We start from the raw sequence: 17,621 nt of genomic DNA, 5'->3' as shown, positions 1-17,621 counted from the left end.
CTTGCGGTGGTGGCAGCGGTGGTGTCGCTCAGCCGGGGGTGCACGCGCGCAGGCGGCGCTGCCGGGCCTGCAGCAGATCGGGAGGGAGGGCGTCGCCCAGTTCCTGCAGGTCCATCAACGGGCGCACTTCGACCTCGGTGCCGGCCTCGAACGGGGCGCGCTTGAGCCACTCGGTGGCCTCGTCCAGCGAGCGCACCTGCCACAGCCAGAACCCGGCCACCAAGTCGCCCGTCGCGGCGAACGGACCGTCGACCGTCTGCCGCCGCTGCGGCTCGAAACGCACGCGACGGCCGCGCGAACTGGGCTGCAGGCCTTCGGCGGCGAGCAGGATCCCGGCCTCGGCCAACTGATCGTTGTAGGCGCCCATCGCCCGCCACGCGTCCTCGCCGGGCAAGCGCCCGGCCTCCGAGTCGGCGGTCGCCTTGACCAATACCATCACTTTCATCGCGTTCTCCCTGGGTGCGGCCGCTGGCGGGCCGTGCATTGGGTACGACGCGCGGGGAAGACGGAAATCGACAGGCCTGCGCAAAAAGTTTTCGAGGAGCTCGGATGCGGCGCCGCAACACGCGGCCGCGCCGCGCTGAGCGATCATGGGCCTCCCGTTGCCGCCGGCCGTTCGCCCCATGCAATTCCTGCTGCTGATCTACATCGACGCGTCCTTGCTGCAGGCCCTGCCCGCCGAGGAATACGACCGCCTGATGCGCGATTGCCTGCAGCACGCCGATGCGCTGCAGGCCGAAGGCACCCTGGTGCTGGCGCAGCAACTGCAGCCGGTGGCCAGCGCCCGCACCCTGCGTTCGCGCCAGGGCCAGCTGCGCATCACCGACGGCCCCTTCGCCGAGACCCGCGAACTGCTCGCCGGGTTCAACCTGATCAATGCGCGCGACCACGACGAGGCGGTGCGCATCGCCAAGCACTTCCCGTGGTCGCGCTTCGGCAGCATCGAGGTGCGGCCGCTGGCCGACATGGACGCCGAGCGCGCCCGGGTCGGCGCGACGGCGGCGAGCCGGATCTCCGCTGCATAGCCGCGCCGCGTCCGCCAGGCGCAGCGTGCCGGGGAGTACCGCGGCGTCGCGGGTGCCGCGCGCGTGGCGCAACCGCTCGGCAGCGCGTCAGTCCTGCCGAGAAGACACGCTCACGCCGCAGGCAACGCCTGCGCGGCGACCAGCACGCCGTTGCGATCGGCGTACAGCCAGTGCCCGGGCACGAACGCCACGCCGGCGAACTGCAGCGGCACATCGACCTCGCCCAGGCCGCGTTTCTCGGTCTTGCGCGGGCACGCGGCCAGCGCCTGCACGCCCAGCGGCAGCGCCGCCAACGCCTCCACGTCGCGTACGCAGCCGTGGAGCAACAGCCCGGCCCAACCGTTGCGCACCGCGTTCTCGGCGATCTGGTCGCCGAGCAGCGCGCAGCGCAGCGAGCCCTGCCCGTCGACGACGATGACGCGGCCGGCACCGGGCGTGGCCGCCAGTTCGCGCACCCGCGAGTTGTCCTCGAAGCAGCGCACGGTGACGATCCGCCCGCAGAACGCGGCGTGGCCGCCGTAGCTGCGGAACAGCGGTTCGGCGACCTGCACGTCGGGATGGTCGTCGCACAGATCGGGCGTGGTCCAGGGCATGGTCGGTCGCGGCAGCGGGCAGAGCCTGGATGGTAGCGCGCCGCCTGCAGCGGCGGCAGCGGCCGTCGCAGGCAGGCGTGCCGCCGCTATCGCGCGCATCATGCACACGGCAGCGGCGCGGGCTGCGGCACAATTCGCCTTCCTGTCCGCGCCGACATCCATGCCATGAACGATCTCTTCGACTCCGCCCCGTCCGCGCCGGACGGCATCCGCGTCGGCATCGGCGGCTGGACCTATGCGCCATGGCGCGGCGGCATGTTCTACCCGCAGGGACTGGTGCAGCGCCGCGAGCTGGAATACGCCAGCCGCCACGTCAACAGCATCGAGATCAACGGCACCTACTACGGCACGCAGAAGCCGGACACCTATGCGCGTTGGCGCGACGAGGCGCCGGCCGATTTCCTGTTCTCGGCCAAGGCGCCCAAGCGCATCACCGGCATGCGCAAGCTGGCCGCGGCCGGCGCGCAGATCGAGGATTTCGTCGGCGGCATCGCCACGCTCGGCGACAAGCTCGGCCCGTTGGTCTGGCAGTTCGAGCACGGCCGCACGCTCGACCTCGACGACCTGGCCGCGTTCCTGGACCTGCTGCCGCCGCAGGCCGGCGGCCGCCGCCTGCGGCATGTGCTGGAAGTGCGCGACCCGGCCTGCGTCGGCCCGCGCCTGCTGGAGCTGGTGCGCCGCCATGGCGTGGCCACGGTGTTCACCGATTCGCCCGACTTCCCCTCCTTCGCCGATCTCAGCGCCGACTTCGTCTACGCGCGGCTGATGCGCAGCCGCGCCGAACTGGCGCACGGCTATGCGCCCAAGGAATTGCGCGCCTGGGCGGCGCAGGCGCAGGCCTGGCGCCGCGGCGAGGATCCGGACGCGCTGCCGCACGCCGGCACGCCGACCGCCAGGGCCAAGCCGCGCGAGGTCTTCGTCTATTTCATCAGCGCGGCCAAGGAACGCAATCCGGCCGCAGCGATGGCGCTGCTGGCCGAACTCGGCAAGCGCTGAGCACACTGCAGCGGCGCGAGCGAGCGCGGGCAGGCGCAGGCGACCGACCGCACAGTACCGCTGCGACGTGCGGCTGAACCGGGCACAGACGGCACCGCGCCGCGACACCCTTCGCGCAATGCAGTTGCAGTACAAGCGGGAACGCAGAACGACACCGGCGCATGCCGGCGCCGGACGCGCCTTTTTTCCCGAGCGGACATCCAATCCCGATGCAGATCAAGCGCACGCTCGAACGCGTTCCAGGCGGCATGATGCTGGTGCCGCTGCTGCTCGGCGCCGCCTGCCATAGCGCATGGCCGCAGGCCGGCGCCTTCCTCGGCTCGTTCAGCCAGGGCCTGATCGGCGGCGTGGTGCCGATCCTGGCGGTGTGGTTCCTGTGCATGGGCGCCTCGATCCGGCTGCGCGCCAGCGGCCGGATCCTGCGCCAATCGGGCGTGCTGCTGCTGACCAAGCTCGGCGTGGCCTGGCTGGTGGCAGTGCTCGCGGCACGGCTGCTGCCGCCGGCGGGGATCGCGCAGGGCTGCTGGAAAGGCGTCTCGGTGCTGGCCCTGGTCGCGGCGATGGACATGACCAACGGCGGGCTGTTCGCCTCGCTCATGCAGCAGTACGGCAAGCCCGGCGAAGCCGGTGCGGTGGTGCTGATGTCGCTGGAATCGGGCCCGTTGATGACCATGCTGATCCTCGGCAGCGCCGGCATCGCGGTGTTCGAGCCGCGCCTGTTCCTTGGCGCGGTGTTGCCGCTGCTGGTGGGGTTCGCGCTCGGCAACCTGGATCCGCAGCTGCGCGCGCTGTTCGCCGCGGCGGTGCCCGCGCTGATCCCGTTCTTCGCCTTCGCGCTGGGCAATACGCTGGACCTGCACGTGATCGCCAGCGCCGGCGTGCCTGGCGTGCTGCTCGGCGTGCTTGTCGTGGTCGTCACCGGGATCCCGTTGCTGTTCGCCGATCGGCTGCTCGGCGGCGGCAGCGGCAGCGCCGGCATCGCCGCCTCCAGCACCGCCGGCGCCGCGGTGGCCACGCCGGCGCTGATCGCGGCGATGGCGCCGCAGTTCCGTGCGGCGGCCCCGGCCGCCACCGCGCTGGTGGCGACCTCGGTGATCGTGACCTCGCTGCTGGTGCCGCTGCTGACCGCGCTGCACGCGCGTGCGCGCGCCAAGCGCGCTCCACCCGGCGATTGACCCGGCACCGGCGACGCGATTGCAGGGTCCCGGCGAAAACGCCGTCCGCCGCGCCGGCGGTTTACGCGACAATAGGCGCCATGCCCCTGCACCCCACCACCAAAGCCCAACTGCAAATCCACTTCTGCGTGCTGCTGTGGGGAATCACCGCGATCCTCGGCAAGCTGATCACCCTGCCGGCGCTGCCGCTGGTGTGGTGGCGGATGCTGATGGTGGTGGCGGCGCTGGCGCTGCTGCCGCGGGTGTGGCGCGGGCTGGCCGCACTGACCCCGAAGCTGGCGCTCGGCTACGCCGTGGTCGGCGCCCTGGTCGGCCTGCACTGGCTGACCTTCTACGGCGCGATCAAATTGGCCAACGCCTCGGTGGCGGCGACCTGCATCGCGCTGGCGCCGGTGTTCACCGCGGTGATCGAACCGTGGGTGGCCAAGCGCCCGTTCCGCCCCAGCGAACTGGTGTTCGGCCTGGCGGTGCTGCCGGGCGTGGCGCTGGTGGTCGGCGGCGTGCCCGACGGGATGCGCGCCGGCGTCGTGGTCGGTGCGGTCTCGGCGCTGTTCGTCGCCGCATTCGGCTCGCTCAACAAGCGCCTGGTCGACCATGCCGACCCGCTGACCGTGACCGCGCTGGAACTGGGCGCCGGCACCCTGACCCTGGCCCTGCTGGCGCCGCTGCTGCCGTTCGTGCTGCCGGCGCTGAGCGGCCCGTTGCTGGTGCTGCCGAGCCTGCACGACACCTTGCTGCTGCTCGCCCTGGCGCTGCTGTGCACACTGCTGCCGTTCGCCCTGGCGCTGGTCGCGCTGCGCCGCCTCAGCGCCTACGCGGTGCAGCTGGTGACCAACCTGGAGCCGGTCTACGCGATCGTGTTCGCGATCCTGCTGCTGGACGAGCAGAAGGAGCTCACCGCGCTGTTCTACCTCGGCGTGGCGGTGATCCTGGGCGCGGTGTTCCTGCATCCGTTGCTGACCCGCGACAAGCCGCTGCGGCACCCGGAACTGCTGGCGACCTCCGAAGCGAAGAACGCGCTGGACTGAACCCGCCGCCGGCGCGGTTCACTGCGCCAGCGAGACGCAATCGCGGCCGGCGCGCTTGGCCCGGTACAGGGCCTGGTCGGCGCGCTTGAGCAACTGATCGGCGTTTTCGCCCGGCTGCTGGGTGGCCACGCCGAAGCTGGCGGTCAACGGCACGCCGAGCTGCAGCAGGGAGACTTCCTGGCGCAGCGTCTCGCACTCGTGCATGGCCTGGCGCGCGTCCAGCCCCGGCAGCAGGATCGCGAATTCCTCGCCGCCGTAGCGCGCCACCAGGCTGCCCGCCGGCGCCTGCGCGCGCAGCATGTCGGCCAGCGCCAGCAGCACCGCGTCGCCCTTGTCGTGGCCGTGCAGATCGTTGATGTGCTTGAAATAGTCCAGGTCGAGCAAGGCCACGCTGAGCGGCACGGCGCCGAACTGCGCGGTCTCCGCATTGACCATCAACGCGGTGGCGAAGGCGCGGCGGTTGAACAGCCCGGTCAACGGATCGGTGCGCGATTGCTCGAGCAGATCGGCGTTGAGCGATTCCAGCGAAGCCTGGTACCGGGCCAGCTGCTGCTCGTAGCGTTCGCGTTCGCGCAGTTGCAACGCCAGCGCGTGGCTGGTGCGGCGCAGCTCGATCAATTGCATCACCTGCCGCGACAGCGCCTGCAGCGCCACCACCTGCTCGGGCTCGAGCGTGCGCGGGCGGTGGTCGAGCACGCACAGCGCGCCCACCGCCAGCCCCTCGCGGTTCAACAGCGGCGCGCCCGCATAGAAGCGGACGCCGACCTCGGTGACCAACGGGTTGAACGCGAACCGCGGATCCGCGGCCGCGTCGGCGACCACCAGCACGTCCTGCGGGGCGAGAATGGTGTGGCCGCAGAACGAGTCGTCGCGCGAGGTGCTGAGCAGGGTGACGTTGCGCTGCGCCTTCAGCCACTGCCGCTCGTCATCGACCAGCGAGATCAGCGCCGACGGCGTATCGCACAGGCTGGCGGCGATGCCGACCAGGTCGTCGTAGGACGCTTCCGGCTCGGTATCCAGGATCTGCAGCGCATGCAGCGCGCGCAGGCGGTCGGCTTCGTTGTCGGGCTTGCGTGGCTTGATCACGGGAGCGGGCGGCAGGGCAGCGGGATGCGCCGCGGAGTATCGCCAATTTCGGCACAACTGCCAGTGAAAAGCCGCGCCGCGGCCGGCCTCACCAGTCCTGGCGCTGCGGCAGCAGGCCGCGCAGTTCCTGCTCGGTGAGGTTGCGCCACTGGCCCGGCTTCAGCGCGCCGAGCTTGATGTTGTCGATGCGCACCCGGCGCAGTTGGGTGACGCGGTAGTCGAACGCGGCGGCCATCAGCCGGATCTGCCGGTTCAGACCCTGCTCGAGCACGATGCGGAAGCCGAACTTGGCGATCCGCGCGGTGCGGCACGGCAGCGTGGTCTCGTTGTGCACGCGCACCCCGCGCGCCATGCCGCGCAGGAACTCGTCGCTGACCGGCTTGTTCACCGCCACCAGGTATTCCTTCTGGTGGCGGTTCTCGGCGCGCAGGATCTCGTTGACGATGTCGCCGTTGCTGGTCATCAGGATCAGGCCCTCGGACTCCTTGTCCAGGCGCCCGATCGGGAAGATGCGCTGCTCGTGGCCGACGAAATCGACGATGTTGCCCTTGACCTCGCTCTCGGTGGTGCAGGTCACCCCGACCGGCTTGTTCAGCGCGATATAGACATGACGGCGGCCGGATTTCTGCTTGGCGCGCGCGCGCAGCGGCTGGCCGTCGACCTGCACCTCGTCGCCCTCGCCCACCACCGCGCCGACCCCGCCGGGCCGGCCGTTGACGGTGACGCGGCGCGCGGCGATCAGCCGGTCGGCCTCGCGGCGCGAACAGTAGCCGGTCTCGGCGATGTGCTTGTTGAGGCGGATGGACATTGAGCGGGGATTCGGGAGTCGGGATTCGGGATTGGCAAAAGCGGGCTACCGCCATCGGAAGCGGCACGAAGGATCGAGGGGACCAGGGAGCCGATACGAATCCCGAATCCCCAATCCCCAATCCCGGCCCCTCAGCGCTTCGGCGGCCCCTTGCGCGGCGGGCGTTCGCCGGCGCGGTCGGCGATGCGGGTGGCGGCGCCGGCCGGGCGCGGACCGGCCGCGTTCGGGCGGCCGCCGGGCTTGCCGGCGGCGCGCGCGAACTTCGGCTTGAACGGCGCGCTGGCGCCGGCGTCGTCGCCGTCGAGCTTGCGCATCTGCAGTTGCTGGCCGGAGACCCAGACCTTCTTCAGGTGGGTCAGCAGTTCGCGCGGCATGTCCGCCGGCAGGTCCAGCACCGAATGGTCGTCGTGGATGTCGATGCGGCCGATGTACTTGCTCTCCAGGCCGGCCTCGTTGGCGATCGCGCCGACGATGTTGGCCGGCTTGACCCCGTGCTGGTGGCCGACCTCGATGCGGTAGGTCTCCATGCCCACTTCCGGCTCGCCGCGCGGCGCCTTGGGCGCCTTGTCGCGGCGCGGCGCCTCGAAGCTGCCGACATCGCGCTGGTAGTCGTAGTCGGGGCCGTGCCCGGCCGGCGCGGGACGCGGCGCACGCGGCGGCGCACGCTCGCCTTCGTCGCGGCGCGGCGGGCGCGCTTCGCGGTCGAACTTGGGCTCGAACTTGGGACGTTCGCTGCGGTCGGCGCGCTCGCGGCGCTCGGCGCCCGGGCGCTCGAAGCGCTCGCCCTGCGGCGGACGCGCGCGCTCCGGCGCCAGCAGCAGCGGCGTGTCGCCCTGCAGCAGGCGCGCCAGCGCGGCGGCCACTTCGACCATCGGCACGTTCTTCTCGGTCTCGAAGCGCTGCAGCAGATCGCGGTAGGTGTCGATGCCGCCGCTGGCGATGGTCTCGCTGATCTTTTCCATGAAGCGGGTCACGCGCTGGTCGTTGACCGCGTCCACGCTGGGCAGCTGCATCTCTTCGATCGGCTGCCGGGTGGCGCGTTCGATCGCGCGCAGCATGCCCTTCTCGCGCGGGCTGACGAACAGGATCGCCTCGCCGCTGCGGCCGGCGCGGCCGGTGCGGCCGATGCGGTGCACGTAGCTTTCGGTGTCGTACGGAATGTCGTAGTTCAGCACGTGGCTGATCCGCTCCACGTCCAGGCCGCGCGCGGCCACGTCGGTGGCGACCAGGATGTCGAGCTTGCCGTCCTTGAGCTGCTGGATCACCCGCTCGCGCTGCGACTGCTGGATGTCGCCGTTGATCGCCGCGGCGGCCAGGCCGCGCGCCTGCAGCTTCTGCGCCAGCTCGTCGGTGCCGGCCTTGGTGCGCGCGAACACGATCATCGCGTCGAACGGTTCCACTTCCAGGATGCGGGTCAGCGCGTCGAGCTTGTGCAGGCCGCTGACCGCCCAGTAACGCTGGCGGATGTTCGCCGACGTGGTGGTCTTGGAGGCGATGATGACTTCGGCCGGATCGTTCAGATAGGTCTGCGCGATGCGCTTGATCGCGGTCGGCATGGTCGCCGAGAACAGCGCCACCTGGCGCGAGGCCGGCAGCTTCTTCAGCACCGCCTCGACGTCGTCGATGAAGCCCATGCGCAGCATCTCGTCGGCCTCGTCCAGCACCAGCGTCTTCAGCTCCGACAGATCCAGGGTGCCGCGCTCGAGATGGTCGATGACCCGTCCCGGGGTGCCCACCACCACGTGCACGCCGCGCTTGAGCGCCGACAGCTGCTGCACGTAGGGCTGGCCGCCGTACACCGGCAGCACCTGGAAGCCTGGGATCGCGCCGGCGTAGCGATGGAACGCCTCGGCAACCTGGATCGCCAGCTCGCGGGTCGGCGCCAGCACCAGCGCCTGCGGCTTGCGCTGGTTGAAGTCCAGCCGCGACAGGATCGGCAGCGCGAACGCGGCGGTCTTGCCGGTGCCGGTCTGGGCCTGGCCGAGCAGGTCGCGGCCGGTCAGCAGCGCGGGAATGGTGGCGGCCTGGATCGGCGACGGCGACTCGTAGCCGACATCGGCAACGGCCTTCATCACAGCAGGCGAGAGGCCGAGATCTGCGAACAGCAGCGGCGCGGGGGTATCTTGGGACATGGGAGACTCCGGAGGCGCCGCAGAGAACCGGCAGGCGCAAAGAAGCACATTGTGCGCCTTGGCGGGCCGCATGTCGAAACCGGGTGAACGAAGCCGTTCAGGCGTGAGAAACCTCGGCCTGCCGCGAACCACCTTGCAGACCCTTCCGCGACCCGCCCCATGCCCGACGCTCCCACCCCCGCCGCCCCGCCCCCAGCCGACTTCGCCACGCTGTTCCAGGCGCACCGCGGCATCGCCGCGAAAGTGGCGGGCAGCTATTGCCGGGATCCGGACGACCGTGCCGACCTGATCCAGGAGATCGCCGCGCAGGCCTGGCGGGCCTTCCCCCGCTACGACCGGCAGCGGCCGTTCTCCACCTGGCTGTACCGGATCGCGCTGAACGTGGCGATCGGCGACCTGCGCGGGCGCAGCCGCGCGCACCGGCAGACCCTGCCGCTGCAGGACCTGGACATCGCCGACCCGCACGCCGCCGACCCGGAGCGCGAACGCCAGGTGCAGGCCCTGTACCGCTTCATCGCGCAGCTGCCGGCGCTGGAGCGGGCGCTGGCGCTGCTGTACCTGGACGACCGCCCGCAGCGCGAGATCGCCGAGATCCTGGGCATCGGCGAAAGCAACGTCTCCACCAAGATCGGCCGCCTCAAGCAACGCCTCCGCGACGAACTCTGACTCTTCCACAGGACCCGCCCCATGCACCCCGACGAACTGAAACAAGCCTGGCACGCGCTGGACCAGCGCCTGCAACGCCACGACCGCCTGCAAGCGCAGCTGCTGCTGCAGCACAACCTGCAGCGCGTGCAGCGCAGCCTGCGCCCGCTGCTGTGGGGCCAGCTCCTGCAGCTGCCGTTCGGCCTGTGCTGCATCGCCCTGGCCGGCCTGCTGTGGAGCCGCGGCGGTGCGCTGCCGGCATACCTGATCGCCGCCGGCGTGGTGGTGCATGCCTATGGCGTGGCCACCGTGGCGCTGGCCGGCATCGTCCTGGGCCGGCTGCTGCAGATCGACTACAGCGCACCGGTGCTGGAGATCCAGCGCCGGATCGCGCGCACCCGGCGCTGGTACGTCGGCAGCGGCGTGGTCTGCGGGCTGTCGTGGTGGCTGCTGTGGGTGCCGGTGCTGATGGTGCTGGCCGCGCTCGCCGGCATCGACCTGCTGGCGCGGGCGCAGGCCGTGGTGTGGATCGGGCTCGGCGTCGGGGTGGCGGGTCTTGCGGGCAGCGCATGGCTCTATCGCTGTTCGCGCCATCCCGGGCGGCCGCGGCTGCGGCGCATCGTCGACGACAGCCTGGGCGGAGCGAGCCTGCGCAAGGCCAGCGGTCTGCTCGACGAGGTGGAGCGTTTTCGGCACGACTGAGGGCGCAGCCACTGCGTCGCGGTACACGCGCAGATGTCCAGCGCGGCGTGCGCGGCGCGAAGTCCGAGCGTTTCGTCCGCGAATGACCGACAATGGGCGCCGATTTCCGAACAGCGTCCCCCAATGCAGACCATCGATCTCCAATTAGAAAGCGACTACGTCGAACTCAAGCACCTGCTGAAACTGACCGGCGTGTGCGACAGCGGCGGCGCGGCCAAGACCGTGATCAGCGAAGGCCAGGTGCGCGTGGACGGCGAAGTGGAAGTGCGCAAGGCCTGCAAGATCCGCGCGGGCCAGGTGGTGGCGCTGGACGACGTGCAGATCCGGGTGATCGGCAAGGCATGAGCATGGACGGCGCGCATTGCGCGTCGCGTTTGTGGCCACCGCATACGGCGGCCGCGACATGCTGATCGACATCGGCGCACGCAACATCGCGCCGTCGGCGGACGATCCGCTGCACGACGTGTACGGACTGTCGATCGACCCCGACGCGACGCGGCCGTTCTGCCTGTCGCAGTCCATCCGTGGCGGGCATGCCGAAGGCGGCGGCGCCATCTTCCTGGGCCTGGACGAACTGGACGGCTGGTGCGGCGACTGGCGCCTGCACCTGCGCCACGCCGACTGCGCCTGGGCCATCGCGCCGATCGAAGCGGCGCAGCGCTCGGGCGATGTGCAAGGCGCCCTCGCCCAGCTCATCGCCAGGGCTTACGAACGGCGTCTCGGCGGCACGCCGCAGCGCTAGGCGCGTTCCTGCATCGGTCCCAGGCAACGATATTTTTGTGGGAGCGACTTCAGTCGCGACGGGCGTTACCGGTAGAGCCCATCGCGACTGAAGTCGCTCCCACAATTACTTCGCCGAACGAATAGGACAGCCGGCATCCGCGTGCCGATCAATCCGCCATGCCACCACCGCCTTTTGTAGGAGCGGCTTCAGCCGCGACCGGAACTTTCCTGGTGACGCCCTGTCGCGGCTGAAGCCGCTCCTACAGGGTGCATGTAGGCAGGCGCAAGAAGCGTTGCGGTGGCGCTGTCCTGGCGGCTCGGCTGTCGCTGTGGCTCGCCGAGCAACGGATATGCCTCCCAACATCCCACGCGCGTCCGCGCCTCAGCGCGCACCCACCGCCGCGCGCTGGGTCAGATGCGCGGCGATCGCGCGCTTGAACGGCGCCACCCGGTCGGCCACGCGCAAGGCCGCGTTGCGCAGCGCGCGCGCCGGCAGGCGGTCGTCGGTGTACAGCGCGGCGATCGCGTTGGTCGCCTCGTACAGCGGGCGCGTGGCCAGGCGGTGGCCGCGTTCGTAGCCGGCCAACAGGGCCGGCGCGGCGATGTCGCGGCCCTGCGCCGCGGCCGCATGCAGCGCGCGCGCCAGCCGCGCCTGGCTCTGCAGGCCGAAATTGAAGCCGTGCGCGGTCACCGGATGCATGCCCACCGCGGCATCGCCGATCAGCGCGTAGCGCTTGCCGACGAAACGTCGCGCGTACACCGCGACCAGCGGATACACCTGCGGCCGCACGATCGGCGTCATCGCGCCGAGCCGGTGCTCGAAGCGGGCGCTGATCTCCGCGCCCAGCGCGGCTTCGTCCATGTCCAGCAGCGCCTGCGCGCGATCCGGCGGCAGGGTCAGCACCGCCGAGGCCTGGTTGCCGTGCAGCGGCAGCAGCGCCAGGGTCTGGCCGTAGCCGAACCATTCCCACGCGGTATGGTGGTGCGGGCGCTCGTGACGCACCCGGCATACCAGCATGCTGCGGCCGAAATCGCGCATCTGCGCGCCGATGCCGAGCATGCGCCGGGTCGTCGAGAAACGGCTGTCGGCCGCCACCACCAGGCGCGCGGTCAGCGCCTGGCCATTGGACAGGCGCAGCTGCGCCTGGCTGTCGTCGCTGCGCAGCGCCTGCACCGAGACGCCGTCGAGCAGGGTCAGGCCCGGCTGCGCCTGCACCGCGGCGAACGCGGCGCGGCGGATCAGGTGGTTGGGCACCAGCCAGCCCAGGTCGCCGCGGCGGTCCTGGCTGGCGGCGAAGGTCAGCGCGAATGGCGAGGAGCCGTTCATCACCCGCGCATCGCGCAGCGGCGCGATCGCGTCCGGATCGATCCGCGACCACAGGTCCAGTTGCTCGAGCAAGCTGCGCGAGGCGTGGGTCAGCGCGATCTCGCGCCCATCGAAGGCGGCCTCGGCCAGGGCCGCGCGCGGCTGCGGTTCGATCAGCGCCAGCGACAGGCCGCTACCGGCCAGCGACCGGGCGAAACACAGGCCCGCGGGGCCGGCACCGACAATGGCGATATCCACATGCATCGCTGCGCTTCCTGTCCAAGACGCAGCCAGCATAAACCCGCCGCGGCGCGCGGCATTGATCTGGATCAGCGCTGCGGCAAACGGTCGCAGCGTCGCGCTTCGAACGCGATGCGCGCAGCCTCAGACCAGCGCCCACACCAGTTGCAGGATCGACCACAGCGACACCACCCACACCAGGCTGCGCAGGTAGGGCACGCCCGCCGCATACAACGGCACATAGGCCAGCCGCGCCCAAAAATACAGTTGCGCCGCCAGCGCGGTATGCGCACTGCCCTTGCCCATCGCCACCACCGCCAGCGCCGCGGCGGCGAAGAACGGGAAGGTCTCCAGGAAGTTGCGCAGGGCGCGGTCCAGGCGCCCGGCGACGCCGCCGGGCGGCGGCAGCGTCGCGTCGCGCGCGCCGGCATTCCACTTCAGGCCGCGCTGCGCGGTGACGAACGCGGCGGCCAGCAGCAGTTGCACGATCCCGAGCAGGATCGCCCAGGCCAGCATGCGGATTTCGATACTCATCGACACCTCGGTCGGTTGCGAAAAACTAAGGAGCGACGCGCGCGTGCGCGTCAGTTCGGCGGACCGACGTGGTAGCCGACCAGGCGCCAGGTCTTGTCCTCGTCCAGGCGCAGCGAGACCAGTTCGCGCACCGGCTGCGGCGCGTTGGCGAACCGGCTGGGGAAACTGATGTTGACGTAGACCCCCGGCGGCACCTGCGAACCGGCCGCGTACTGCACCCGCGCCACGCTGGCCACGCCGCGGCCGAGCAGCGCGCCGAGCCGTGCGCGGCTGGCATCGACCTGGCGCACGAACACATCGCGCGCGACGGCCTTCTTGGCCACCGCGGATGCGCCATCCCACAACTCGCCGCTGCGGCCGGCATCGACCAGCTGCGCGGCGCGCAGGCCGGCCTGCGCCATCTGCGCATCCTGCTTGGACAGCGGTCCCGGCGCGGCAGGATCGGCACGCTTGGCCGCGGCGGGTTTCGCGGCGGCGGGCTTGGGCGCCGCTGGCTCGGCCGGCGCGGACTGCGCGGGAACGCTCTGCGTCGGTGCGGTCTGCGCCGCCGCAGCGAACACGGCAGCGCCCAGCAACGCGGGGAACAGGCGAAGTGACAACGGCATGGGCATCGCTCAGGCAGCGCGGTGACGGCGGGGGCCGCAGTCTACGCCGGCCACGCGCGCCTGCGCAGCGACGCTCATGGCTCCTCGCCCGGCGCGGTTGCGGTCACCGGCACCGCATAGCGCTGCCGGTGCCAGGCATGCCAGCTGACGCCCAGGGCCCAGGCGGTGCCGCCCAGCAGGCCGGCCAGGCTCAGCAGCGAGGCGATGCGCGCCAGGATCTGCGCATGCGCGCCGCTGGCGAAATGCAGCAGCAGTTCGGCGGCCACAAAACCACCCAGCACCAGCAAGGCCGGCGGCAGATAGAGCCGCACCATCAGCCTGGTTCCGATCGCCATGCGCCTGCTCCCGAAGTGGATGGCGCGGACGCTAGCGCCGCCGCGGTGCCTGGCGCGTGAACGCCGGGCGCAGCGCGCAACCGGCGTTCAGGCCCCGGGCGAGGCCAGCGGCAGCGTGGCCACGTCGATTTCCGACAGCGGGCTCTCCGCCGGGCAGGCCTGGTCGGGGAAGCCGAAGCGCTGCTTCAGCGCCTGGCCGCAGGCGGTCAGCGTCTCCAGGTCCACGCCCTTGGCCTTGCACTCGTGGTCGAAGGCGATCAGGAACGCGTCCTTGCGCCGCACGAAATCGTCGCCGCACTTGCGCAGCTGCTTGATCCGCTCCAGGTCGTCCTGCACCGCGTTGGTCCCGTCCAGCCCGTACTGTTTGAGTTCGTCGTTGCTGAGCAGGCGCAGGCTGCGATTGGGCACGGTCATCATCAGGTCGGCCACCGCCACCGCCACGCCGTTGCGCTCCAGGTAGTCCTTGACGTTGCCGTAGACCTCCTGCAGTTCGCGATTGAGCTCGGCGCGCGAAGTCGCGGTGGAACTGATCCGCATCATGCGGTGGATGCCGACCTTGCCGGAGATCAGCCGGTTGTCGCCGGCGGCGAGCACGAACACGCAGGCGCTGTGGCAGATCGAGCCTTCGCGCACCCAGATGGTCCAGCCGGACTCGCCGATCGCATCGCCGGCGCGGATCGCAGCCTCGACCTGGCCGCCGCTGGAATCCAGGTCCAGCACGCGCTTGCCGATGCCGGCGTGCGCGGCGACCTCGGCCAGGCGCCGCACCATCTCGGCGAAGCCGGCGTTGATCTTGCCTTCGTAGCGCACCCGCAGCAGGCCGCGCTCGCGACAGGGCGCCAGCGCCGCCTCGATCGTCGGCCGGTCCAGCCCGGCCAACGCCTCGCCGTCGCCGGCCTCGGCCGCATAGTCGGTGTCGCAACTGACGAAGGCCTCGCCGTTCTCCAGCGCCGCCTGGTCCCAGACGTCGGGATCGGGCTTGGGCGTGGCCGCAGGCCGCGGCGCGGGCGCCGGCGGCGGCGTGCCGACCGACACCATGTGCTCGCCGTCGCCGGGCGGGCTGTCGGCCACGGTCCTGCCGGCGGATGGCGCGCCCTGCTGGCACGACAACAGGGCGACGCAGCACAACGACAGCCACCAGGTTTTTGACGGAAGAGGCAAGCAGGACATCCGCGAAGGAAGAGACGGCGCTTTCGAAGGTGCGCGTCGCTAGTCTAGTGCCGATACGCATTCGGTTCCCAACTGCGCCTAAACCGCAGGCATCCCCCACAGCGGCATCCGCATGGACCACGCCGGGGCCGATGCATCCATGTCCGAAAACGGCGAGTCCGGCGCGCCAGCGCGGACTAGACTGGCCGCATGCCGCACACCACGCTCGACGATCACGACCTCTACGACCGCGCCCGCCAGTCCCGCGATGCGCGCTTCGACGGGGTGTTCTTCACCGCCGTGCGCAGCACCGGCATCTACTGCCGGCCGGTGTGCCCGGCACCGCCGCCCAAGCGCAGCAACGTGCGCTACTACCCCAGCGCCGCCGCCGCGGCCGCCGCCGGCTACCGTCCGTGCCTGCGCTGCCGGCCGGAGCTGTCGCCGGAAGCGCAACAGCACCTGGGCGAGGAATCGGTGCAGCGTGCGCTGGCGCTGATCGCCGAGGGCGCGCTGCAGGACGCCAGCGTCGAACGGCTCGCCGCCGACGTCGGGCTCAGCGCGCGCCAGTTGCAGCGCGTGTTCGTCGCCCAGCTCGGCGCCACCCCGGCCGCGGTGCATGCGACGCGGCGCCTGCTGCTGGCCAAGCAATTGCTGACCGAGACCGCGCTGCCGATCACCCAGGTGGCGCTGGCAGCCGGTTTCAACAGCCTGAGGCGCTTCAACACCGCGTTCCTGGAGGGCTGCGGCATGCCGCCGTCGGCGATCCGCAAACAGCGCGCCGCGGTGCCCGGCGGCGACCTGCTGCTGCGCCTGGGCTACCGCCCGCCGCTGGATTTCGCGGCCATGCTGGCGTTCCTGCGCAAGCGCGCGATCCCCGGCATCGAGCGCATCGGCGAGGCCAGCTACGAGCGCGTGCTGGGCCCGCTCGACGCCTCCACCAGGATCCGCGTCGAGGCCGATCCGCAGCGCCACGAATTGCGCCTGCAGATCGCCGCGGCCGATCCGCGCGCGATTCCCGACATCGTGCGGCGGGTGCGCCGCATCTTCGATCTGGATGCCGACCTGCGCGCCGTGCACGCCACGCTCGGCACCGAGCCCCTGCTGGCGCGCGCGATCGCGCGGCGCCCGGGACTGCGCGTGCCCGGCGGCTGGGACGGCTTCGAAGTGGCGGTGCGCGCGGTGCTCGGCCAGCAGGTCAGCGTGGCCGGCGCGGCGACCCTGGCCGCGCGCCTGGTCGAGCGCCACGGCGCGCAGCGGCCCGGCCAGCCGTCCGGCCTGGACCGCGCGTTCCCGGCGCCGCAGGACCTGCTGGACGCGCCGCTGGAGGCGATCGGCCTGCCGCGCTCGCGCGCCGCCACGATCCGCGCGCTGGCCGCGGCGGTGGTGGACGGACGCCTGCCGTTCCGCGCCGGCCAGCGCCTGTCCGACTTCGTCGAACGCGCCACCGCCCTGCCCGGCATCGGCGCCTGGACCGCGCACTACATCGCGCTGCGTGCGCTCGGCCAGCCCGATGCGTTCCCGGCCGGCGACCTGGTCCTGCAACGCATGCTCGGCGCCGACGGCGCGCGCCTGAGCGAACGCGCCACCGACGCCCGCGCGCAGGCCTGGCGGCCATGGCGCGCCTATGCCGTGCTGCACCTGTGGCATCTGGCCGGCGATCCACCCGAGGAGACTCCCGATGATTGAGCAACGCCTGTACTACGACGCCTTCGCCACCCCGATCGGCGAACTGACCGTAGCCGTCGGCGACGACGGCGTGCGCCACATCCTGTTCCCGGAGAACCGCTACGACGCGCGCGGCCGTGCCGACTGGATCCGCGACGCGGCGCCGGTGCGCGCAGCGCGCGAGCAGTTGCTGGCGTATTTCGCCGGCGAACGCAGCCGCTTCGACCTGCCGCTGGCGCCGCGCGGCACCGCCTTCCAGTGCCGCGTGTGGCAGGCGCTGGCGCAGATTCCGTTCGGCACGACCTGGAGCTACGCGCAGCTGGCGCGGCATATCGAGCAGCCACGGGCGGTGCGCGCGGTCGGCGCGGCCAACGGCCGCAATCCGCTGCCGATCGTGCTGCCCTGCCACCGGGTGATCGGCGCCAACGGCACCCTGACCGGCTTCGGTGGCGGCCTGCCGACCAAGGCCGCGCTGCTGGCGTTGGAGCGGCGTGGCGCCGTCGAGGCGGACGGCGCGCCGGCGTCGTTGTTCGACTGAACCACGGCGCGGCTGTCCCCAGAAAACAACTGAGCGCACCGCGGTACAGGACGATCGCTCCCTTCTCCCTGCGGGAGAAGGTGCCCCGAAGGGGCGGATGAGGGTACGGGCGAAGCCTGGAAATTCCGGCGTATCGGACCGCTCGTTCCGACGCACCCTCACCCCAACCCCTCTCCCAATGGGAGAGGGGCTGCTGCGTCCGCAGCGCTTCGCAACCCTTGCCGAGTCACTCCCACGCCACGTTGCCGACGGCACAGACCGCGTCGCCTCCACCCGCGTTCGACGAAGTAAGGTGCCCAAGCGCGCAACGCCACACTGCGCCGGGCATGAATGTGT

The 17,621-nt window shown here is 71.4% G+C and carries 20 protein-coding genes; 10 read left to right on the top strand and 10 right to left on the bottom strand.

The annotated features are described in order from the left end of the window. Window positions 1–28: 28 nt before the first annotated feature. Window positions 29–445, bottom strand: coding sequence for a YciI family protein (locus tag AB8810_RS08510; RefSeq protein ID WP_369916266.1), 417 nt, complete (start codon window positions 443–445; stop codon window positions 29–31). Window positions 446–623: 178 nt separating this feature from the next. Here AB8810_RS08510 and AB8810_RS08505 point away from each other — a divergent pair, with 178 nt between their 5' ends. Then, window positions 624–1,025, top strand: coding sequence for a YciI family protein (locus AB8810_RS08505; RefSeq protein WP_206229987.1), 402 nt, complete (start codon window positions 624–626; stop codon window positions 1,023–1,025). A gap of 110 nt (window positions 1,026–1,135) precedes the next feature. Here AB8810_RS08505 and rraA read toward each other — a convergent pair whose 3' ends face one another. Continuing rightward, window positions 1,136–1,618 carry a ribonuclease E activity regulator RraA gene (gene rraA / locus AB8810_RS08500; RefSeq protein WP_369916263.1) on the bottom strand — a complete coding sequence of 161 codons (483 nt, stop codon included), beginning with the start codon at window positions 1,616–1,618 and terminating at the stop codon, window positions 1,136–1,138. A 165-nt stretch (window positions 1,619–1,783) separates the two neighbouring features. On the opposite strand from rraA, the gene AB8810_RS08495 reads away from it, so the two are divergent. The 3 genes from AB8810_RS08495 (at window position 1,784) to AB8810_RS08485 (ending at window position 4,817) form a co-directional block, all read left to right on the top strand. Then, on the top strand, window positions 1,784–2,614 hold the full coding sequence (locus AB8810_RS08495; protein WP_369916261.1) for a DUF72 domain-containing protein: 831 nt from the start codon (window positions 1,784–1,786) through the stop codon (window positions 2,612–2,614). A 209-nt stretch (window positions 2,615–2,823) separates the two neighbouring features. After that, a complete protein-coding gene (gene kdgT, locus AB8810_RS08490; protein ID WP_179565951.1) occupies window positions 2,824–3,789 on the top strand; it encodes a 2-keto-3-deoxygluconate transporter in 966 nt (321 codons plus the stop codon). A gap of 80 nt (window positions 3,790–3,869) precedes the next feature. Next, the gene (locus AB8810_RS08485; RefSeq protein WP_369916259.1) at window positions 3,870–4,817 is read left to right on the top strand and encodes a DMT family transporter; all 948 of its coding nucleotides are present in this window, start codon (window positions 3,870–3,872) and stop codon (window positions 4,815–4,817) included. An 18-nt stretch (window positions 4,818–4,835) separates the two neighbouring features. On the opposite strand, the gene AB8810_RS08480 is transcribed toward AB8810_RS08485, so the two are convergent. The 3 genes from AB8810_RS08480 to AB8810_RS08470 all read right to left on the bottom strand — a co-directional run bounded on the left by AB8810_RS08480 (window position 4,836) and on the right by AB8810_RS08470 (window position 8,843). Further along, entirely contained in the window at window positions 4,836–5,903 is a 1,068-nt protein-coding gene (locus AB8810_RS08480) for a diguanylate cyclase (protein ID WP_369916257.1), read from the bottom strand. Window positions 5,904–5,991: 88 nt separating this feature from the next. After that, the gene (locus AB8810_RS08475; RefSeq protein WP_179565957.1) at window positions 5,992–6,711 is read right to left on the bottom strand and encodes a pseudouridine synthase; all 720 of its coding nucleotides are present in this window, start codon (window positions 6,709–6,711) and stop codon (window positions 5,992–5,994) included. A 131-nt stretch (window positions 6,712–6,842) separates the two neighbouring features. Next, window positions 6,843–8,843, bottom strand: a complete 2,001-nt coding sequence (locus AB8810_RS08470) for a DEAD/DEAH box helicase (RefSeq protein WP_369916254.1) — start codon at window positions 8,841–8,843, stop codon at window positions 6,843–6,845. Window positions 8,844–9,002: 159 nt separating this feature from the next. On the opposite strand from AB8810_RS08470, the gene AB8810_RS08465 reads away from it, so the two are divergent. The 4 genes from AB8810_RS08465 to AB8810_RS08450 all read left to right on the top strand — a co-directional run bounded on the left by AB8810_RS08465 (window position 9,003) and on the right by AB8810_RS08450 (window position 10,932). Next, window positions 9,003–9,509, top strand: a complete 507-nt coding sequence (locus tag AB8810_RS08465) for an RNA polymerase sigma factor (RefSeq protein WP_179565960.1) — start codon at window positions 9,003–9,005, stop codon at window positions 9,507–9,509. A gap of 21 nt (window positions 9,510–9,530) precedes the next feature. Beyond that, window positions 9,531–10,190 (top strand): serine/threonine protein kinase, encoded by a 660-nt coding sequence (locus AB8810_RS08460; RefSeq protein WP_191825640.1) that lies wholly within the window; start codon window positions 9,531–9,533, stop codon window positions 10,188–10,190. A gap of 123 nt (window positions 10,191–10,313) precedes the next feature. Continuing rightward, window positions 10,314–10,535 (top strand): RNA-binding S4 domain-containing protein, encoded by a 222-nt coding sequence (locus tag AB8810_RS08455; protein WP_179565964.1) that lies wholly within the window; start codon window positions 10,314–10,316, stop codon window positions 10,533–10,535. Between the two features lie 58 nt (window positions 10,536–10,593). Beyond that, window positions 10,594–10,932: a hypothetical protein gene (locus AB8810_RS08450; protein WP_369916645.1), complete on the top strand. Its 339-nt coding sequence runs from the start codon at window positions 10,594–10,596 to the stop codon at window positions 10,930–10,932. Window positions 10,933–11,295: 363 nt separating this feature from the next. Here the strand turns inward: AB8810_RS08450 and ubiM are convergent, their stop codons facing one another. The 5 genes from ubiM to AB8810_RS08425 all read right to left on the bottom strand — a co-directional run bounded on the left by ubiM (window position 11,296) and on the right by AB8810_RS08425 (window position 15,103). Beyond that, entirely contained in the window at window positions 11,296–12,483 is a 1,188-nt protein-coding gene (gene ubiM / locus AB8810_RS08445; RefSeq protein ID WP_191825642.1) for a 5-demethoxyubiquinol-8 5-hydroxylase UbiM, read from the bottom strand. Window positions 12,484–12,603: 120 nt separating this feature from the next. Next, window positions 12,604–12,993 (bottom strand): MAPEG family protein, encoded by a 390-nt coding sequence (locus AB8810_RS08440; protein WP_218848113.1) that lies wholly within the window; start codon window positions 12,991–12,993, stop codon window positions 12,604–12,606. 50 nt (window positions 12,994–13,043) lie between these two features. After that, complete coding sequence (locus AB8810_RS08435) at window positions 13,044–13,598, bottom strand: DUF4019 domain-containing protein (RefSeq protein ID WP_206230854.1); 555 nt, start codon at window positions 13,596–13,598, stop codon at window positions 13,044–13,046. Between the two features lie 74 nt (window positions 13,599–13,672). Then, entirely contained in the window at window positions 13,673–13,933 is a 261-nt protein-coding gene (locus AB8810_RS08430; protein WP_179565974.1) for a hypothetical protein, read from the bottom strand. A gap of 87 nt (window positions 13,934–14,020) precedes the next feature. Continuing rightward, window positions 14,021–15,103, bottom strand: coding sequence for a hypothetical protein (locus tag AB8810_RS08425; protein WP_206258807.1), 1,083 nt, complete (start codon window positions 15,101–15,103; stop codon window positions 14,021–14,023). 189 nt (window positions 15,104–15,292) lie between these two features. Here AB8810_RS08425 and AB8810_RS08420 point away from each other — a divergent pair, with 189 nt between their 5' ends. Continuing rightward, window positions 15,293–16,768 (top strand): DNA-3-methyladenine glycosylase 2 family protein, encoded by a 1,476-nt coding sequence (locus AB8810_RS08420; RefSeq protein WP_369916249.1) that lies wholly within the window; start codon window positions 15,293–15,295, stop codon window positions 16,766–16,768. Continuing rightward, the gene (locus AB8810_RS08415) at window positions 16,761–17,285 is read left to right on the top strand and encodes a methylated-DNA--[protein]-cysteine S-methyltransferase (protein WP_206258803.1); all 525 of its coding nucleotides are present in this window, start codon (window positions 16,761–16,763) and stop codon (window positions 17,283–17,285) included. The genes AB8810_RS08420 and AB8810_RS08415 overlap by 8 nt, the downstream gene beginning before the upstream one ends. Window positions 17,286–17,621 lie beyond the last annotated feature (336 nt).

The organism is Xanthomonas sp. NCPPB 3005 (genome assembly GCF_041228095.2).
In the GTDB taxonomy this organism is placed as follows: Bacteria; Pseudomonadota; Gammaproteobacteria; order Xanthomonadales; family Xanthomonadaceae; genus Xanthomonas_A; species Xanthomonas_A bonasiae.
This window is presented reverse-complemented; position numbering and strand designations above follow the sequence as displayed.

What these genes read in the sequence shown, in the direction of transcription:
- AB8810_RS08510 (WP_369916266.1), bottom strand. Translation starts at nt 445, where the DNA reads ATGAAAGTGATGGTATTGGTCAAGGCGACCGCCGACTCGGAGGCCGGG.
- AB8810_RS08485 (WP_369916259.1), top strand. Translation starts at nt 3,870, where the DNA reads ATGCCCCTGCACCCCACCACCAAAGCCCAACTGCAAATCCACTTCTGC.
- AB8810_RS08505 (WP_206229987.1), top strand. Translation starts at nt 624, where the DNA reads ATGCAATTCCTGCTGCTGATCTACATCGACGCGTCCTTGCTGCAGGCC.
- rraA (WP_369916263.1), bottom strand. Translation starts at nt 1,618, where the DNA reads ATGCCCTGGACCACGCCCGATCTGTGCGACGACCATCCCGACGTGCAG.
- AB8810_RS08470 (WP_369916254.1), bottom strand. Translation starts at nt 8,843, where the DNA reads ATGTCCCAAGATACCCCCGCGCCGCTGCTGTTCGCAGATCTCGGCCTC.
- kdgT (WP_179565951.1), top strand. Translation starts at nt 2,824, where the DNA reads ATGCAGATCAAGCGCACGCTCGAACGCGTTCCAGGCGGCATGATGCTG.
- AB8810_RS08430 (WP_179565974.1), bottom strand. Translation starts at nt 13,933, where the DNA reads ATGGCGATCGGAACCAGGCTGATGGTGCGGCTCTATCTGCCGCCGGCC.
- AB8810_RS08455 (WP_179565964.1), top strand. Translation starts at nt 10,314, where the DNA reads ATGCAGACCATCGATCTCCAATTAGAAAGCGACTACGTCGAACTCAAG.
- AB8810_RS08465 (WP_179565960.1), top strand. Translation starts at nt 9,003, where the DNA reads ATGCCCGACGCTCCCACCCCCGCCGCCCCGCCCCCAGCCGACTTCGCC.
- AB8810_RS08475 (WP_179565957.1), bottom strand. Translation starts at nt 6,711, where the DNA reads ATGTCCATCCGCCTCAACAAGCACATCGCCGAGACCGGCTACTGTTCG.
- AB8810_RS08435 (WP_206230854.1), bottom strand. Translation starts at nt 13,598, where the DNA reads ATGCCGTTGTCACTTCGCCTGTTCCCCGCGTTGCTGGGCGCTGCCGTG.
- ubiM (WP_191825642.1), bottom strand. Translation starts at nt 12,483, where the DNA reads ATGCATGTGGATATCGCCATTGTCGGTGCCGGCCCCGCGGGCCTGTGT.
- AB8810_RS08460 (WP_191825640.1), top strand. Translation starts at nt 9,531, where the DNA reads ATGCACCCCGACGAACTGAAACAAGCCTGGCACGCGCTGGACCAGCGC.
- AB8810_RS08420 (WP_369916249.1), top strand. Translation starts at nt 15,293, where the DNA reads ATGCCGCACACCACGCTCGACGATCACGACCTCTACGACCGCGCCCGC.
- AB8810_RS08450 (WP_369916645.1), top strand. Translation starts at nt 10,594, where the DNA reads ATGCTGATCGACATCGGCGCACGCAACATCGCGCCGTCGGCGGACGAT.
- AB8810_RS08440 (WP_218848113.1), bottom strand. Translation starts at nt 12,993, where the DNA reads ATGAGTATCGAAATCCGCATGCTGGCCTGGGCGATCCTGCTCGGGATC.
- AB8810_RS08425 (WP_206258807.1), bottom strand. Translation starts at nt 15,103, where the DNA reads ATGTCCTGCTTGCCTCTTCCGTCAAAAACCTGGTGGCTGTCGTTGTGC.
- AB8810_RS08495 (WP_369916261.1), top strand. Translation starts at nt 1,784, where the DNA reads ATGAACGATCTCTTCGACTCCGCCCCGTCCGCGCCGGACGGCATCCGC.
- AB8810_RS08415 (WP_206258803.1), top strand. Translation starts at nt 16,761, where the DNA reads ATGATTGAGCAACGCCTGTACTACGACGCCTTCGCCACCCCGATCGGC.